Below are 13972 nucleotides of genomic sequence, written 5' to 3'. Positions count from 1 at the left end.
CAGGCGGCCGCGCTCACGCGCCGGTCAGCTCGTCGAGCATCCGGTAGAAGGCACCGATCCCGACCGAGAGGTGGCCCTCACCCTGCTCGAGGTGCGCGGTGACGCCGGGGATCTGCCCGGCCAGCCACTGCCCGTGCGCGAACGGCACCATCAGGTCGTCGCTGCCCTGCCAGAGGTAGGTCGGCACCGCGATCCCGGCCAGGTCGAAGCCCCAGGGACGGGTGAAGGCCAGGTCGTCGTCGAGCCAGCCGTCGACGCCGACCGACAGTGCCTGGCGGAACTCCGAGGCGAGGTCCTCGGAGAACTCACCGGTCAGCACCGCGGCGTCGACCGGCGGGATCAGGTTGCCCAGCGAGTCGGCGACCTGGTCGGCGGTCAGCTCCAGCATCTCGGGACGCTGGGCGTCCAGCCAGGTGCGCAGCGCGTCCTCACCCCGCAGCGCCTCGCCGAACTCCTCGATGTTGTCCGCGCCCATGCCGGCCAGGAAGTCCAGCCCTGTCACGCCGTACGGCGCGACGCCGGCGATGCAGAGCACGCCACGCACGCGGTCCGCCAGGAGCGCGCCACAGGCCAGGGCATGCGGCCCGCCGCCGGACCAGCCGGCCACGAGGCAGGTCTGCGCACCCAGGTGGTCGAGCACCGCGGTGGTGTCGGCGACCACGTCGGCGACGGTGCGGCCCGCCTGCCGGGTCGAGGCGCCGTACCCGGGACGCGACCACGTCACCAGTCGCAGCCCGCGGGCGTGCACGGCGCGGGCCATGAACCTGGCCTGCTCCGAGCCGCCCGGTGTGCCGTGGTGGAAGACCACGACGTCGCCGGCCTCCGGCCCGCTGACCTCGACCTCGAGGTCGCGTCCGTCCTTCAGGGTGATCATCGACATGCCGGCTCTCCTCGTGGTGGTGCGGGTGGTGGAGCTGGCTCAGGCGTCGGGCGCCGGGCCGTCGGTGTTGAAGGTCGGCTCGCCGCTGCCGCAGCGCACGACCACGGCCCGCGCCGGGTCGCCGGTGGGGTTGGACTCGCGGTGCACGGCGCCGGCCGGTACTCGCAGGAAGTCGCCGGGCCCGGCCTCGACGACCTCGCGGCCGCCGGGTCCGGACTCGATCCGCATCACCCCGCTGACGATGTAGATGGTGGTCTCGTTCTCGCCGTGGTGGTGCCACCCCGACACCGTGCCGGGCTCGGTGTCGACGGTGCCGGTCCACATGCCCTCGGTGTGCGACGCGAGGCGGCGGGTCATCCCCGGGGTCGGGTCGGCCTCGCTCAGCGCGTCGCCGGGGACGTGGGTGCAGGGCCGGGCCGGATCGCCGTGGGCCGGGCCCGTCTGGTCGGAGTCGTTCGTCACGAGGTCAGGCTAGGCGCGTCGCGGACCGTCGTCACCAGGGTGGTCACCGACGGCGCCGGTGGGGTCGACCCGAAGCCGAAGCCCGGCTCGGGTGTCAGCGGTCGCAGGTCGCCCAGCGGCCGCCCCTGCCAGGTCCCGTCGAGGCGCACGATCCGGTGCAGGTCGGTCGCTCCGTAGACCTCGGTCCGGCCGCCTCCGGCCGAGCCGCGGGTCCGCACCCCCCGGAGGACCAGCCGCGCGACCGGGTCGGTCACCCGGCTCCAGCCGGGGCTGGTGGCGAGGGCGCGCGGGACCAGCTGCAGGAGCCGGCCCAGCGGGGCGCGCGAGCCCACGTCGTACGACAGGTCGAGGGCGCCGGCACGGACGTGCACCGTCGCCGCGGTGCGCGCGACCACCACCGGTGCCACCTCGACCCGGTCGAAGGAGTAGGTGCCGGCCACGAAGTCCGCGATCTGCGCGTCGGGAGCCAGGAGCACCCGGGTGCCGTCGGGCTGGGCGAGCATCACGTCGGCGAAGGCGCCGTACGGCGACGCCTCCCACCAGCCGACCACCACCCGCACACCGCTGGTCGAGCCCAGGCCGGCGATGGTGCCCTGGAAGCGCTGGTCAGGCGGCCGGGCCAAGGCGATCCAGCGACTGCTTGAGCTGTGCCACGGTCTTGTTGGCCAGGATCGGGAGGTAGAGCGCGACCAGCGGGACGGCGACCTTGCTGGCCCCCTTGAAGGAGAACGACGCGTCGTAGGTCACCTGGGTGCCACCTCCGACGGCCTCGAGCCGGATCCGGTCGTGACCCTCGAACTGCGCGTTGTGACCGGCGAAGTGCACGAACGTCGGCGCGGTGATCTCCTCGGCGACGTACTGCACCTCGGTCGTGCGGCCCAGGAACGACGACACGTTGCGGTAGCGGGTGCCGACACCGCCGTCACCGTCGAGGCGGGTGCACTCGACCGTGCCGGGGTCCCACTCCTCGGCGTGGGTGAAGTCGGCGAGGTAGGCGTGGACCGTGTCGGGGGCGGAGGAGGTCACGAAGCTGCGGTGGGCGGAGAGCATGCGGCCACGCTAGCCGGGCCGACCTACGCTGGAGAGATGGAACCCGACGTGATCCTCGCTGCGCGCGAGGCCGAGCTCGAGGCCGAGCTGGCCGAGCTCACCCGGCTGCCGGCCGAGATCGGCTCGATCTCGTTCGGCAAGCGGGTCGGGGAGGGCACCTCGATGGCGGTCGACCGGCTGGCGGCCGTGTCCACCCAGGAGGCCCTGCTGGCCATGCTCACCGAGGTACGACGTGCCCGCCAGCTCGTCGTCGAGGGCACCTACGGCGTCTGCGAGGTCTGCGGCGAGCCGATCCCCGAGGGCCGGCTCGAGGCCCGGCCCTGGGCGACGCGGTGCGTCAAGGACGGTTGAGCAGACCGGTCACGCGGCGCCGGGCCAGGCTGGCACCGGCTCGCAGCACCGTCGGGGCGTGCAGGCGGTCCAGGAGTGGGGCCCGCATCCGGGTCCAGGCCGGGTCGCTGGGCAGCGGAGCCTCGGCCACCTCCGGGCCACGGCGGCCGACCGCCCGGGCCATCGCCTCGCCGACGCCGAGCAGCGGCTCGCCGTCTGGCTCCCAGGTGTGACCGGGGCGGCAGACCATGTCGTGCTGGAGGCTCTCGACCAGGGCGGTCACGGTCCAGAAGGGCGCCCCGACCAGGAGCGCCGTACCGACGCCGACCGCGGTCACCGGCGCGACCAGGGCCGGCACGCGCAGCCGGGGCAGCCGGGCAGCCCGGGCGTAGGCGCCGAGCAGCCGGGGGTAGGGCACCACGTCGGGACCCCCGACGTCGAGGGAGCCGGTCGCATTGCCCGCGAGCCCCTCGACCAGGGCCCGGACCACGTCGGTGACGGCGACCGGCTGCACGCGGGTGTCCAGCCAGCGCGGGATCGGCTGGACCAGCAGCAGCGACGCCAGCTGCCGGATCACCTCGTACGACGTGGAGCCGGCGCCGAGGACTACCCCGGCCCGCAGGGTCAGGGTCGGGCACCCCGCCTCGGACAGGATCTGCTCGACCTCGAGCCGTGAGGCGAGATGGGCCGACTGACGCTCGCCCGGCGCCAGGGCCGGGATCAGGCCGGAGAGGTAGACCAGCCGCCCGACCCCGGCAGCGGTCACCGCGTCGCGGACGTGCTCGGCGCCGACGCGGTCGCGGGCGGTGAAGTCGCGCTCGTCGAGCGAGTGGACGAGGTAGCAGACCGCGTCCACGTCGTCGACCGCCCGGCCCACGGCCGCGGCGTCGGTCACGTCGCACCGGCGCCAGACGACACGGTGGCCCCAGGCGAAGCGCTCCGGGTCCGGCGCCGACGACGACGCCGCCACCACGTCGTACCCCTCGTCGAGCAGGGCCGGCACGAGCCGCGAGCCGACGTAGCCGGTCGCACCGAGCACCAGAACCGTGGTCACCCGGTCAGTCTCGCCGGTCCCCGGTCGACCCACCTCACCCGCCCGGGGTCGGCGACAACCAGCCCGCCGGGCCCGGTTGTCGCTAGGCTGCACGGCGGAGTGCCGGGAAGTCTGGTCGGCGGTGATGCCCTCGACCCCAGGAGACGCCCGTGCACGATGTCGCCCCCTTCGCGCTCGTGGTCGTCGCCTGCGCCCTCGCGGTGCTCGCCGCCGCCGGCTCGAGCCGGCTCAGCGAGCGGCTGCGGATCCCCGCCCCGGCGATCTTCCTGGTGGCGGCGTCGGTCTGTGCCGACCTCTGGCCCCACGAGCTGGGCTCGCTCTCGATCCGGACCGACCAGCGCATCGTCACGGTCGCGCTGGTACTGATCCTGTTCGACGGCGGGATGCACATCGGCATGAAGAGGTTCCGCCCGGTCGCCGGCGGGGTGGTCTGGCTCGGTGTCGCGGGGACGTTCGTGACCGGCGGTGCGGTCGCCCTCCTCGCGCACGGCTTGTTCGGGTTCGACTGGCGGGGCGCCCTGCTGTTGGGGACCGCCCTGGCTCCCACCGACCCCGCCGTGGTCTTCTCCGTGCTCGGACGCCGCGAGGTGTCCGGCCGCACCGGCACGCTGCTCGAGGGGGAGTCCGGCGCCAACGACCCCGTGGGCATCGCGCTGATGCTCGCGATCCTCGGCGCCACCGGGGCCGGCTGGGGTGCGGTCGCGCACGGCGCCGGCGAGTTCGCGCTCCAGATGGTGCTCGGCATCGTCCTGGGCGTCGCCGGCGGCCTCGGTCTGCGGTGGCTCCTCCAGCACGTACCGCTGCCCAACGAGGCGCTGTACCCGCTGCGGGCGGTGGCCTTCGCCCTCCTCGTGTACGGCGTCACGACACTCGCGCACGGGTCCGGCTTCCTCGCGGTGCTGCTCGCCGGGATCCTGGTCGGCGACGTCCGGGCGCCGTACAAACGGGAGATCGAGCGCTTCGCCTCGGCGGCCAGCAGCCTCGGGGAGATCGTCGCCTTCACCGTGCTCGGCCTGTCGATCCCGATCTCGCAGGCCTTCGGGCACGGCCGCGGCTGGACCGGCCTGGCCCTGGCCGCGCTGCTGATCCTGGTCGTCCGGCCGGTGTTCGTCGGGCTGGTGATCGCCCCGATCCGCCTGCGTCGTGGCGAGCGCGCATTCGTGCTCTGGGCCGGGCTCAAGGGCGCGGTGCCCATCCTGCTCGGCACGTACGTGCTCGCCGAGGGCGTCCGCGGCGGGGAGCGGATCTATGCGGTGATCTTCGTCGTGGTGCTGGTCTCCGTGCTGGTCCAGGGCGGGCTGGTGCCGACCCTCGCCCGGGTGTGGGAGGTGCGGATGCGGGTGGTCGAGCCCGAGCCATGGGCGCTCGGGATGCGCTTCAGGGACGAGCCCGAGGGGTTGCACCGCTTCGAGGTCGAGGCCGGGTCGGCCGCCGACGGCACCACGATCGGCGACCTGCCGCTCGAGGAGGACGTCTGGATCAGCATGGTCAGCCGGTCGGGGCGGCTGGTGCAGGTGCGTGGGACCACCGAGCTCGTGGCCGGCGACGAGGTGCTCGCCCTGGCCGCCGACGACGCCCTGGTCGCCGGCCTCTTCAAGGCCCGCTGAGGCTCAGCCGCGGGTGTCGCGGGCGGCTTCCAGGATCACCTGCGCGGTGTCGCCGGGTCGGCTGAACTGGGGCCAGTGACCGCTGTGGAGGTCGACCCAGCGGACCTGGCGGAGCTTGGCGATCTCCTCGGTGCCGGACTCCCCGGCAGCGGTCCACTCCTGGAGCTGGGCGGCGTCGTACTCCGCCGTGACCATGGTGACCGGCAGGTCGTAGAGGCCGTCGTCGCCGAAGGCCAGGCGGTCGGTCACGGCAGTGAGCGGTGAGGGCACGGAGGTCGCGCGGATCCGGCGGCGCAGGTCGTCGTCGAGGTCGGCGACCATCTCGTCGTCGAAGAAGTCCCATGCCGGAAGCGGGACCTCGCCGCCCTCCACCGGGAACATCGAGTCGGACTCGTCGGGGATGTCGGGCTCGCTGGCCAGGAAGACCACCCCCGCCACCCGGTCGAGCCGGGCGGCGGCCGCGGCCCAGGCCAGGACGCCACCCATCGAGTGGCCCACCAGCAGGACCGGGCCCTCCGCGGCGTCGGTCGCGTCGATCGCGGCCACCACCGCGTCGACGTGGGCCTGTCGGGTCACCGCCGACCGGTCAGCGTCGACCGCCTCCATGCCGGGCAGGGTCAGGGCGTGGGGCCGGTGACCGGCCGCCTCGAGCAGGGGCACGGTCGCGTCCCACGACCGGGCGGTCAGCCACAGGCCCGGGATCAGGATGATGTCCATGCCGGCCGAGGGTAGGTGGCGGCGCCCACAGTCGCCTCCCTCGGTGGGGTGAGGCGGCGTGCTCCACGCCTGGGGCAGGCTCCCGGCATGCGACGAGGACAGGTGCTGGCGATCGTCCAGGCCGGTGGCCAGGGCTCCCGGATGGACGTGCTGACCCGCGAGCGCGCCAAGCCGGCGCTGCCCTTCGGCGGCGTGCACCGCCTGGTGGACTTCGCGCTGTCGAGCCTGGCCCACTCCGACCTGGTCGACGTCTGGGTCAGCGTGCAGTACCAGGTCGCCTCGATCGACGACTACCTCGCCGGTGGCCGCCCCTGGAGCCTGGACCGCAACCGCGGCGGGTTCCGGCGGATGGTGCCCCAGACCGGCACCGGGCCGACCAGCGAGGAGGGGTTCTCCGACGGCAACGCCGACCTGCTGCTCAAGCTCTCGGCAGACATCGCCGCGCACGCGCCCGAGCACGTGCTGGTCAGCAGCGCCGACCACGTGTTCAACATGGACCTGGCGCCGGTGGTCGAGCAGCACATCTCACGTGGGAGCACCGCGACCCTGCTCACCGCGGAGGTGACCAAGAAGGACGCCTCCGACAACGTGGCGGTGCTGACGGGTCGAGGCGGGGTGGTCACCGGGCTCGAGGTGAAGGTCGCCCGTCCGAGCACCGGGACCGTCGCCACCGAGATCTTCGTCTACCGCACCGAGGCCCTGCTCGGGGCGCTGGCCACACTGCGTGCCGAGCTCGACGACGAGGCGGACGGCGACTCCAGCGGCCTCGGGGACTTCGGTGAGCACCTGCTCCCGCGACTGATCGAGACCGGCACGGTGCACGCCGTACCCCTGGACGGGTACTGGCGCGACCTCGGCCAACCCGGGACCTACCTCCAGGGTCACCGCGACCTACTGGCCGGGAAGGTCGACGTCTTCGACCACCGGGACCGGCCGGTGATCTCGCACTGGCCCGACCGACCCGCGGCGCGGGTCCGGGCCGGCGCCCGGCTGACCGACAGCCTGCTCTCGCCGGGCTGTGACGTCGCCGGGGAGGTCGACGGCTGCGTGCTCGGCCCCGGCGTGGTGGTGGAGAAGGGAGCCCGGGTGGTGGACAGCGTGCTGTTCGAGGACGTCGTGGTGCGCTCCGGCGCGGTCGTGCAGACCGCGGTGGTGGACGTGGGGTGCGAGATCGGCCCCGGCGCCAGGATCGGCGCCGTCCCGTCCGGTCGGGTGGCCGTCGACGACGACATCGTGCTCGTCGGCGCCGGCTCCACCGTCGACTCCGTCCTCCCCGCCGGTGCCCGGCTCGAGCCGGGTACGACGGCCTGACGCGCCGAGTCAGGTCTCGGCCGGCACGGCGCCCCGCGGCAGGTGCCGCACCGACGGCACGCGCAGCACGAGCAAGGCCGCCGCGATCCCGATCGCGCTCATCCCGTAGAGGCTCGGGTACAGGCCGAACGTGGCCGCGGAGAAGCCGACCAGGAGGTTCCCCAGCGGGATCACCCCGGTGGTCGAGAGGTAGTCGTAGCTCGACACCCGCGACAGCGCCGCGCTGGGGATGTGCTCGCCCAGGGAGGTCTCCCAGAGGGTGAACATGCCGGTCACGCAGATCCCCGTGAGCAGCTCGAGCACGCCGATCCCCCACGCCGGCAGGTGGCTGCCGATGATCGCCGCCTGACAGGACGAGCCGATCAGCAGGTAGGCGCCGGTGCGCAGCGCGTAGGCGGGACGCCAGCGCAGGAGCAGCACGTCGCCCAGGATGTTGCCGAGCCCGAACATCGCGGTCACCAGCGCCCAGGACCGCGCCCCGTCGTACTCCTGGAGCATCAGCACCGGTCCGACCACGAAGATCGAGGGCAGCACGACGACGTGGTAGGCGCTGAAGCCGCCCAGGAAGCCGAGCACCCACGGGCGCGAACGCACCTCCCCCCAGCCCTCGCGCAGGGAGGCCCCGAACGACGTGGTGGTCGCGGTCGGGTCCTCCTCGGCGACCGCGTCGGAGACCAGGCGGGGTCGCAGCGGCAGCAGCAGCGCCACCGAGACCGCGAAGCTGACCGCGTCGAGCACCAGCGCACTGCCCGGCCCGCCGGCGTAGGCGATCAGCAACCCGGCCAGCACCGGCCCGACCACGTTGCCCAGCGAGAAGGTCAGGCCGCGCAGGGCGTTCGCGGGCTGGATGTTGGCCGGCGCCACCGTCGTCGGCAGCAGCCCGCTGAAGGCGGGGGCGAAGAAGGCGTCGGCCGCGCCGAACACCGCCGCCAGCACGACGAGGTGGACGACGTGGGCCGTGCCGGTGAGCAGGAGCACGGCCGCGACCGCCTGCGTGACCAGCCGCACCAGGTCGGACGCGATCAGGATCCGCTTGCGGTCCCAGCGGTCCGCCCACACCCCGGCCGGCAGCGCCAGCAGCACGAACGGGAGGAACTGCGCCGCCGAGGTGAGCGCGACGCTGCCGACCCCGCCGCCGACCGCGAGCACCGCGAACGGCAGCGCGATGCCGGTCACCCGGTCGCCGAGGATCGAGAGCACCTGGCTGCCGAAGAGCAGGCGGTACTGGGGCTCCTCGCGCAGCACCGCCGGCACCTGGAGTCGTCGCGTCAGCACGGGCGCCAGCATCCCCGATCCGGCGGGGTGCGTCGCGGGGTTTGTCCCGAGGCGCAGACGCGTCAGGCGCTGCGGCGCTGACGGCGCAGCAGCGCCTGGGCTCCCTCGATGTAGAGGTCGACGCCGAAGCCGTAGTAGGCGGCCTCGTCGTCGCAGTTGGTCAGCACCTCGGCGGCGGCCCGGACGTGCGGGTAGTCGTCGGCCGGCAGCGACTCGAGATGAGCCTGCTTCTGGGCCTGCAGCGCCTCGCGCTCGGCCATCGCGGCCTGGCTCTCGGAGCCGGGGAGCTGGGTGACCAGCATCAGCGCGGTCTGGAGGCCCATCCGGGCCAGGTCGGCAGCCTGGTCGCGGGTGAACCCGGCGCCCTCGAGCAGGGTCAACGTGAACTCGGCCAGCCGCAGCCCCGGCTCGGTCTGGAGCATCCGCGGCATCGCCAGATCAGCCGCAGCGGGGTGCCGGGAGAGCTCGGTGATCAGCGCATCCACGACTCCACGCAGCTGCACGTGCCACGGGCCGGTCGCCGGCGGGGGCCGGACTCCGGCGAGCAACGCGTCGCCCATCGCGGCGAGCAGCTCGTCCTTGTTGGCGACGTGCCAGTACAGCGCCATCGGGGTGACCCCGAACTCCTGCGCGATCCGCCGGATCGTGATCGCGTCCGGGCCCTCGGCGTCCATCACGGTCAGGGCCCGGTCGACGATCGCCTCCCGGCTGAGCTCGGTGCGGCCCGGCGTCGCCCCTGTGGACGGTGTCGCGGTGGCGGTCCTGGGGCTCATGAGCAGAACTATACACGATATGGCTTGACAAATATACGCTGTAGAGCGTTCCCTGTACGTCATACATGTACGACGTACAGGAGATGTGGTGAACCGCAACCGATGGACCCTGGTCTCGGTGGCTCTGGCCACCTTCATGACCTATCTCGACAACAACATCGTCAACGTGGCGATCCCCGACATCCAGCGCGAGCTGGGCCTCAGCACGGCCGGCATCGAGTGGGTGGTCAGCGGCTACATCCTCACCTTCGCCGGCCTGCTGCTGGCGGGAGGCCGCCTGGCCGACGCGTTCGGTCGCCGCCGGCTCTTCCTGGTCGGGCTCGCGGTGTTCACGGGGTCGTCACTGTTCGCCGGCTTCGCGGGTGGGGCCGCGACCCTGATCGCCGCCCGGGGGGTGCAGGGTGTCGGCGCCGCGTTGGTCACCCCGACCACGCTGGCCATCATCAGTGCGACCTTCTCCGACCCGCGCGAGCGCAATGCCGCGGTCGGCATCTGGGGCGGTGTCGGAGCCCTCGCCCTGGCCGTGGGTCCGGTGCTCGGCGGACTGCTCACCCAGCACGTCTCGTGGGAGTGGATCTTCTGGATCAACGTGCCGATCGGCGTGGCCACCCTGGCCCTGGGCGCCTGGTCGATCACGGAGTCGCGTGAGCCCGAGGTGCGGCCCCTCGACCTGCCCGGTCTGAGCCTGTCCACGACCTCGCTCTTCGCCCTGACCTGGGCCCTGATCGAGGGACACGACCGGGGCTGGACCTCCGCCCTCGTCCTGGGCGCCTTCGGCCTCGCCGCGCTGACCGCCGTCGCCTTCGTCGCGGTCGAGCGCCGGGTGGCGCAGCCGATGGTCGACGTCACCCTCTTCGCGCGACGCGAGTTCAGCGGTGGCATCGTGGCTCTGATGCTGTGGGCCTTCGGGCTGTTCGGGATCTACTTCTTCACGTCGCTGTACCTGCAGGACGTCCTGCGCTTCTCGCCGACCAAGGCCGGCTCCGCCTTCGTCCCGATGGCCCTGCTGATGGCGGCCTCGGCGATCGTCTCCGACCGGGTGGCGGCCAGGTTCGGCGCCTACCGGTCGACCGGCGTGGGGATGCTGGCCATGGGCCTGGGCATCGGGTCGACCGCGCTGCTCGGGGCACACGCCTCGTTCCTGTCCCTGATGCCGAGCTTCGCGGTGATCGGGGTGGGCGGCGGGCTGACGATCCCGTTGACCGCGACCGTCCTCGGCGTGATGCCGACCGGTCAGGCCGGCGTGGCCTCCGCGGTCTTCAACGCCTCCCGCGAGGTGGCAGGGCTCCTGGGGATCACCGTGATCGGCGCCGTACTGACCAGCCGTCAGGGGGCGGCGCTGGCCGCCGGGCACACGCCGGTCGACGCCTACCTGAGCGGTTTCCACGCCGGTCTGCTGCTCGCGGCCGTGCTCGTGGTCGCCGGGGGCGCGACGGCGTTCGCCGCGCTCCGCTCGGCCCATCGGGCGGTGCACCTCGCCGACGATCACGACGAGCTCGCGCTGGCCAGCTGAGCTCCGAGACCCAGGGCGCCCGGCTCGCACCCACCGCGAGCCGGGCGTCGTCTGTGGTGTGCGCACCGGGCCCGCCCCATGGGGCGACGGACCCGGTGCTGGGAGGCCGAGGTCCGGCTCAGCCTCCGGCGACGTCGTCCGCGACCCGGGCTGCTAGCGCCTGGGCCGCGACGACGGCGTGCTGGGCGGCGCGCAGGGTGGCGCCGTCGGTGGTGGCGGTGAAGCCGCCTGCCTGCACCGAGGCCAGGAGACCGGCCGCGGTGGTCAGGTCCGTCTCGTCGGTGCTGCCGGGGGTGACCAGGGGCTGGAGGTCGGTGACCCGGGCCAGCACCCGCTCGCCGTGGCGCACGATGTTGGTCGCGACGACGTACACCTGTGGGCGGAACGAGCCCAGGATGTCGTGCGCGGCCGCGAGGTTCTGATCGCTGCCATCCGCCTTGAGGGCCGCGGCGGCCGCCTCGACGGTGGCCTCGTCTGCGGCGGCGTTGGCTCGCAGCGCCGCGGAGTCCGCGTCGCCGAGGCGGGCCAGCCGGGCGTCCTTGACGGCGCCGGCGAGGCGGCGGTCGAGGTGAGCCAGCGCCTTGGCCGCGCGGGCGTCGGGTCCGTGTCCGGCCGACGTGTGCGTCGCACCGTGGCCGTGCAGGTGGGTGTGGCCCGGGTGCGCCTGGGCGACGACGGTCGGGGCGAGGGTCAGGGCGAGGGCCGCGACTGCGGCGGCCGCCCAGCGGGTGCGAGTCATCAGGTGCTCCGGGGGGTGAGCGATGGTGGTGGAACTCATCGTCTTCCCGTCGGGCGGTCGCGGTGGCCGATCGCCGCAATCTTTACCGGTGCCGGCCCGTGGCCCGGGTCTCAGCGACCTCCGCGCCGCCGCACCGTGTCGGCGACGGCGGCCTCGATCAGCTCGATCGCACACGCCACGGGCGGTGCCGACTGGGCGCCGTCCCGGATCTGGGCGACGATCCGCCGGCGGGGGGCCGGGTTGACGAGCTCACGGTGGTCGATGCCGGCCGTGGCCTCGGGTACGGCGAGCTCCGGCAGCACGGTGACGCCGATGCCCGCGGCGACGAACGCCAGGGCGGTGTGGTGGTCCTCGGACCGGGCCACGAAACGGGGGGAGAAGCCGGCCGCACGGCAGGCCTCGGCGAGGATCCGGCCACAGGTGTTGTCGTGGAAGTCGTTGTCGACCATCGGGACCCCGTCCAGGGCCGCCATCGGCACCCGCTCGGCGTGCTCGGCCAGCAGGTGGTGCCCGCGCGGGGCCACCACGCGGTAGTTCTCCTCGACGAGGACGTGTCGGCTGTAGCCCGGCCTGGCCGGACCGGGGCCGTCCGCCGGCTCGGTGGTGATGTCGATGTCGTGGCGCTCGGGGCTGCCCGGGCCGGGGCCGAACTCGGTGAGGCTCAGCTCGAGGACCAGGTCGGGGAACTCCCGGCGCAGCCCCTTGGCCACCTGCGGGATCCAGAACTGGGCGGCTGAGGCGAACGAGCCGATCGAGAGGCTCCCGGTGTGCCCCTCGCGGAGGTGATCGACGAATCCGCCCAGCCGGGACAGGCTGCCCATCAGCTCCTCGCTCTCGGCAGCGAGCACCCGGGCCGTCGGCGTGGGGGCGATCCCGCGGCCCGCCTTCTCGAAGAGGACGAGCCCGGTCTCCCGCTGGAGGGTGCTGAGACTCTGGCTGACCGCCGAGGGGGTGTAGCCGAGGTGGTCGGCGGCGGCCTGTACCGAGCCACTGGCGACCACCGCCCGGAAGACCCGGAGTCGTTGGATGTCGAGCATGCCACAACTCTACAGCACTGCTACATCTTTCGTTAGTAACATTCGCTTGTCCTGAACAGTCAGGCGGCTCAGCATGGAGACATGACCACGAACTCCACCACCAGGAAGTCCCGCCGCCTGCGGGGCACGATCCGCGACATCTGGGACGACTCGGTCCGGGCCCACCGCGCGATGGCGCGCCTCACGCCGTACTTCGACGAGCAGCGCCAGGACGGCCGCTGAGCCTCGGCCGACCGTCAGGCGACGGGGGGCTCCTCGGGCAGCCGGCGGCGCTCGGCCATGATCAGCCCCACCGCCACCAGCACGACGGCCCCGCCGACGACCACCGGCCAGGTCACCGGCTCCCCGAGCCACCACCAGCCCAGGACGACAGCCACCACGGGGTTGACGTAGGCGTGCGTCGAGACCAGTGAGATGGGGGCGTGAGCGAGCAGCCAGACGTACGTCGTGTACGACACCACCGACGACAGGGTCAGGTAGCCCAGCACCCACCAGGTCTCGCCCGGGAAGCCGAGGCTCGTCCGCTCACCCCCGAGCAGCCCGGCCAGGGTGAGCAGCGCCCCGCCGACGAGCAGCTGGAAGGCTGCGGTGACGAAGGTGTCCACCGGCAGGTCGAGTCGAGGCTGGAGGAACGAGCCGACGGCCCAGCAGCCGGCGGCGGCGACGACCAGCAGCGAGGGCCACAGCGGGAAGCCCGGCACCGAGCGCCCACCCAGCAGGAGCACCGCGAGGCCGGCGAACCCGGCCACGACGCCCAGCCAGGTGACGGCCCGCGGCCGGTCGCCGGTCCCCAGCCGCAACATGATGATCCCGATCGGTGCCAGCGCGGACAGCAGCGCCGCCGGGCCGGCCTGCACCCCGGCTGCCTCGGCCCAGGTCGTGGTGCCGTTGGTCAGCACCTGGAGCAGCACCGCCAGGAGCACGCACCCCAGCAGCGCCCGCCTGCTCGTCCGCAGCACGCGGGTCCCCCGCCGAGCCGCGACGTACGACGCGAGCAGCAGGCCGGCGACGACGTAGCGCACCCCGATCGAGAGCAGGGGTGGCACGTCCTGCACGACGTAGCGGATCGCGACGTACACCGAGCCCCACACGACGTAGATCAGCAGCAGGCCGGCTCCCACGAGCACGGTCTCCCGGGTGGGGTGCGGGCGTGCCCTGACCCGCTCGGCCAACGTCGTCATCAGCTCGCAGCGTAGGACGCCCGGGCCCCGCAGTAGCTACGCG

General features: G+C 73.4%; 16 protein-coding genes. 5 read left to right on the top strand and 11 right to left on the bottom strand.

From position 1 onward, the window contains the following. Positions 1 to 13: 13 nt before the first annotated feature. Genes E3N83_RS14665 through E3N83_RS14650 form a run of 4 tightly spaced genes read right to left on the bottom strand, consistent with a single transcriptional unit; the run spans position 14 to position 2392 of the window. A complete protein-coding gene (locus E3N83_RS14665; protein ID WP_151083928.1) occupies positions 14 to 880 on the bottom strand; it encodes an alpha/beta fold hydrolase in 867 nt (288 codons plus the stop codon). Positions 881 to 919: 39 nt separating this feature from the next. Further along, positions 920 to 1342, bottom strand: a complete 423-nt coding sequence (locus E3N83_RS14660) for a cupin domain-containing protein (protein ID WP_202879231.1) — start codon at positions 1340 to 1342, stop codon at positions 920 to 922. Continuing rightward, complete coding sequence (locus E3N83_RS14655; RefSeq protein ID WP_151083927.1) at positions 1339 to 1965, bottom strand: hypothetical protein; 627 nt, start codon at positions 1963 to 1965, stop codon at positions 1339 to 1341. The genes E3N83_RS14660 and E3N83_RS14655 overlap by 4 nt, the downstream gene beginning before the upstream one ends. Further along, positions 1949 to 2392 (bottom strand): SRPBCC family protein, encoded by a 444-nt coding sequence (locus E3N83_RS14650; RefSeq protein ID WP_151083926.1) that lies wholly within the window; start codon positions 2390 to 2392, stop codon positions 1949 to 1951. The genes E3N83_RS14655 and E3N83_RS14650 overlap by 17 nt, the downstream gene beginning before the upstream one ends. A gap of 36 nt (positions 2393 to 2428) precedes the next feature. On the opposite strand from E3N83_RS14650, the gene E3N83_RS20060 reads away from it, so the two are divergent. Then, positions 2429 to 2743 carry a TraR/DksA family transcriptional regulator gene (locus tag E3N83_RS20060; RefSeq protein WP_238342922.1) on the top strand — a complete coding sequence of 105 codons (315 nt, stop codon included), beginning with the start codon at positions 2429 to 2431 and terminating at the stop codon, positions 2741 to 2743. Here E3N83_RS20060 and E3N83_RS14640 read toward each other — a convergent pair. Continuing rightward, entirely contained in the window at positions 2730 to 3776 is a 1047-nt protein-coding gene (locus E3N83_RS14640; protein ID WP_191907819.1) for an NAD-dependent epimerase/dehydratase family protein, read from the bottom strand. The genes E3N83_RS20060 and E3N83_RS14640 overlap by 14 nt on opposite strands. Positions 3777 to 3925: 149 nt before the next feature. Between E3N83_RS14640 and E3N83_RS14635 the strand changes: the two genes are divergently transcribed. Next, positions 3926 to 5383 carry a cation:proton antiporter domain-containing protein gene (locus tag E3N83_RS14635; RefSeq protein WP_151083924.1) on the top strand — a complete coding sequence of 486 codons (1458 nt, stop codon included), beginning with the start codon at positions 3926 to 3928 and terminating at the stop codon, positions 5381 to 5383. A 3-nt stretch (positions 5384 to 5386) separates the two neighbouring features. Here the strand turns inward: E3N83_RS14635 and E3N83_RS14630 are convergent, their stop codons facing one another. Further along, entirely contained in the window at positions 5387 to 6100 is a 714-nt protein-coding gene (locus E3N83_RS14630) for an alpha/beta fold hydrolase (protein WP_151083923.1), read from the bottom strand. 87 nt (positions 6101 to 6187) lie between these two features. Here E3N83_RS14630 and E3N83_RS14625 point away from each other — a divergent pair, with 87 nt between their 5' ends. Next, the gene (locus E3N83_RS14625) at positions 6188 to 7411 is read left to right on the top strand and encodes a glucose-1-phosphate adenylyltransferase family protein (protein WP_151083922.1); all 1224 of its coding nucleotides are present in this window, start codon (positions 6188 to 6190) and stop codon (positions 7409 to 7411) included. Positions 7412 to 7420: 9 nt separating this feature from the next. On the opposite strand, the gene E3N83_RS14620 is transcribed toward E3N83_RS14625, so the two are convergent. Next, positions 7421 to 8686: an MFS transporter gene (locus tag E3N83_RS14620; RefSeq protein ID WP_191907818.1), complete on the bottom strand. Its 1266-nt coding sequence runs from the start codon at positions 8684 to 8686 to the stop codon at positions 7421 to 7423. Between the two features lie 62 nt (positions 8687 to 8748). Continuing rightward, positions 8749 to 9459, bottom strand: a complete 711-nt coding sequence (locus E3N83_RS14615; protein ID WP_191907817.1) for a TetR family transcriptional regulator — start codon at positions 9457 to 9459, stop codon at positions 8749 to 8751. An 88-nt stretch (positions 9460 to 9547) separates the two neighbouring features. Here E3N83_RS14615 and E3N83_RS14610 point away from each other — a divergent pair, with 88 nt between their 5' ends. After that, on the top strand, positions 9548 to 10972 hold the full coding sequence (locus E3N83_RS14610; RefSeq protein ID WP_151083919.1) for an MFS transporter: 1425 nt from the start codon (positions 9548 to 9550) through the stop codon (positions 10970 to 10972). A 118-nt stretch (positions 10973 to 11090) separates the two neighbouring features. On the opposite strand, the gene E3N83_RS14605 is transcribed toward E3N83_RS14610, so the two are convergent. After that, positions 11091 to 11711: a hypothetical protein gene (locus E3N83_RS14605; protein WP_151083918.1), complete on the bottom strand. Its 621-nt coding sequence runs from the start codon at positions 11709 to 11711 to the stop codon at positions 11091 to 11093. A 110-nt stretch (positions 11712 to 11821) separates the two neighbouring features. Further along, entirely contained in the window at positions 11822 to 12748 is a 927-nt protein-coding gene (locus E3N83_RS14600) for a LysR family transcriptional regulator (protein WP_151083917.1), read from the bottom strand. 81 nt (positions 12749 to 12829) lie between these two features. Between E3N83_RS14600 and E3N83_RS19615 the strand changes: the two genes are divergently transcribed. Further along, on the top strand, positions 12830 to 12970 hold the full coding sequence (locus tag E3N83_RS19615; RefSeq protein WP_191907816.1) for a hypothetical protein: 141 nt from the start codon (positions 12830 to 12832) through the stop codon (positions 12968 to 12970). 14 nt (positions 12971 to 12984) lie between these two features. Here E3N83_RS19615 and E3N83_RS14595 read toward each other — a convergent pair whose 3' ends face one another. After that, the gene (locus E3N83_RS14595; protein ID WP_151083916.1) at positions 12985 to 13929 is read right to left on the bottom strand and encodes an EamA family transporter; all 945 of its coding nucleotides are present in this window, start codon (positions 13927 to 13929) and stop codon (positions 12985 to 12987) included. Between the last annotated feature and the right edge of the window lie 43 nt (positions 13930 to 13972).

Origin of the sequence: Nocardioides cynanchi (assembly GCF_008761635.1) — a bacterium.
Lineage (GTDB): Bacteria > Actinomycetota > Actinomycetes > Propionibacteriales > Nocardioidaceae > Nocardioides > Nocardioides cynanchi.
Note: the sequence above shows the minus strand (reverse complement) of the source record. Positions and strands in the feature narration are given on the sequence as shown.

What these genes read in the sequence shown, in the direction of transcription:
- E3N83_RS14665 (WP_151083928.1), bottom strand. Translation starts at nt 880, where the DNA reads ATGTCGATGATCACCCTGAAGGACGGACGCGACCTCGAGGTCGAGGTC.
- E3N83_RS14650 (WP_151083926.1), bottom strand. Translation starts at nt 2,392, where the DNA reads ATGCTCTCCGCCCACCGCAGCTTCGTGACCTCCTCCGCCCCCGACACG.
- E3N83_RS20060 (WP_238342922.1), top strand. Translation starts at nt 2,429, where the DNA reads ATGGAACCCGACGTGATCCTCGCTGCGCGCGAGGCCGAGCTCGAGGCC.
- E3N83_RS14630 (WP_151083923.1), bottom strand. Translation starts at nt 6,100, where the DNA reads ATGGACATCATCCTGATCCCGGGCCTGTGGCTGACCGCCCGGTCGTGG.
- E3N83_RS14625 (WP_151083922.1), top strand. Translation starts at nt 6,188, where the DNA reads ATGCGACGAGGACAGGTGCTGGCGATCGTCCAGGCCGGTGGCCAGGGC.
- E3N83_RS14615 (WP_191907817.1), bottom strand. Translation starts at nt 9,459, where the DNA reads ATGAGCCCCAGGACCGCCACCGCGACACCGTCCACAGGGGCGACGCCG.
- E3N83_RS14605 (WP_151083918.1), bottom strand. Translation starts at nt 11,711, where the DNA reads ATGACTCGCACCCGCTGGGCGGCCGCCGCAGTCGCGGCCCTCGCCCTG.
- E3N83_RS14600 (WP_151083917.1), bottom strand. Translation starts at nt 12,748, where the DNA reads ATGCTCGACATCCAACGACTCCGGGTCTTCCGGGCGGTGGTCGCCAGT.
- E3N83_RS19615 (WP_191907816.1), top strand. Translation starts at nt 12,830, where the DNA reads ATGACCACGAACTCCACCACCAGGAAGTCCCGCCGCCTGCGGGGCACG.
- E3N83_RS14595 (WP_151083916.1), bottom strand. Translation starts at nt 13,929, where the DNA reads ATGACGACGTTGGCCGAGCGGGTCAGGGCACGCCCGCACCCCACCCGG.